Source organism: Streptomyces sp. NPDC048637, assembly GCF_040650675.1.
Classification (GTDB): Bacteria; Actinomycetota; Actinomycetes; order Streptomycetales; family Streptomycetaceae; genus Streptomyces.
Map to the genome: position 1 here is coordinate 1 of NZ_JBEZHQ010000095.1, position 1429 is coordinate 1429.

A 1429-nucleotide genomic window follows, 5' to 3' on the forward strand; every position below is an offset into this window, starting at 1 on the left:
AGCGGACCAGGGCGTCGGTGGACGATTGGCGTTACCGGATCACGTGGCAGCCGGCCGCCGGGAGTGGCCCGGCGGTCCTGTCCGGGACCTGGCTGGTCGTGGGTGATGGCCCCGACGCATCGATGGTCGCGGAGGCGCTGGCCGGTCACGGTGCCGAGGTCGTGACGGCTGCGGGCCCGGAGAGCCTTGACGCGGTGGAGGCCGAGGGCGGCGTGGCTGGTGTGGTGTCGCTGCTGGCGTTGGACGAGTCGCCGGACGCCGAGTTCGGGTGGGTGCCGCGGGGCAGCGCCGACACCCTCGGCCTGGTGCAGGCGTTGGGCCGGCTCGGGGTCGGGGCTCCGTTGTGGGTGTTGACGCGTGGTGCGGTGGCGGTCGGCGCGGATGAGGTGACGACGAGTCCGGTGCAGGCCCAGGTGTGGGGTCTGGGCCGTACGGTCGGTTTGGAGCATGCGGACCGGTGGGGCGGGTTGGTCGACCTGCCGCCGGTGATGGGCGCCGAGGCGGCCACCCGTCTGGTCGGTGTGTTCGCCGATGGCGGGGAGGATCAGGTTGCGGTGCGGGCGTCGGGTGTGTTCCTGCGTCGGCTGGTGCGGGCCGAGGCCCGTGGGGTCGAGGCGGAGGATTGGTCGCCGCGTGGCACGGTCCTGCTGACCGGTGGCTCGGGTGCGATTGGCGTGGTGCTCGGTCCGTGGTTGGCTGAGCGCGGTGCGCCGAGGGTGGTGCTGACGTCCCGGTCCGGTCCGTCGGCGCCCGGCGTGGCCGGTCTTGCTGCCACGCTGGCGGAGGCGGGTTCGGCCGTCGAGGTGGTCAGCTGCGACCTGACGGTGCGCGAGCAGGTAACAGGCATGGTCTCGTGGATCGAGAACACCGGTCCGAGCCTGTCGACGGTCCTGCACTCGGCGAACACTCCGTTCCTCGCGCGGCTGGAGGACACGGATCGTGACGGGCTGGCCGCTGCGTTGGGTGCGAAGGCGATCGGTGCGGTTCATCTGGATGAGGCGACGGCGGGCCTGGGCATCGACGAGTTTGTGATGTTCTCGTCGATCTCGGCGACGTGGGGCAGCAACGACCACGCCGCTTATGCGGCGGGCAACTCGTTCCTGGACGGGCTCGCGGAGGACCGTCGGGCCCGGGGTCTGCCGGGTACGTCGATTGCGTGGGGTGTGTGGAACACCCGTGACTGGGACGCCGTGGACGCGGTGATGGATCAGGCGCCGGGTCGGGTGACCCCGCACCGTCTGTTGCGGCAGGGTATGAATTTCCTTGATACGCAGCGGGCGTTGACGGCGCTGGGTGAGGTTTTGGCGGCCGATGAGACGTTCATCGCGGTTGCGGATGTGGAGTGGGAGAAGTTCGCGCCGGTGTTCACGGCCGCGCGCCCGCGCCCGTTGCTGGACACCATCCCCGAGGCTCAGGAGGACACGGCTCC

At 71.0% G+C, this 1429-nt stretch carries 1 protein-coding gene; it reads left to right on the forward strand.

The window, feature by feature from the left end; genetic code table 11:
- Nucleotides 1-98: 98 nt before the first annotated feature.
- On the forward strand, nucleotides 99-1429 hold a 1331-nt coding region (locus AB0C46_RS40685; RefSeq protein ID WP_362834174.1), incomplete at its 3' end, for a beta-ketoacyl reductase.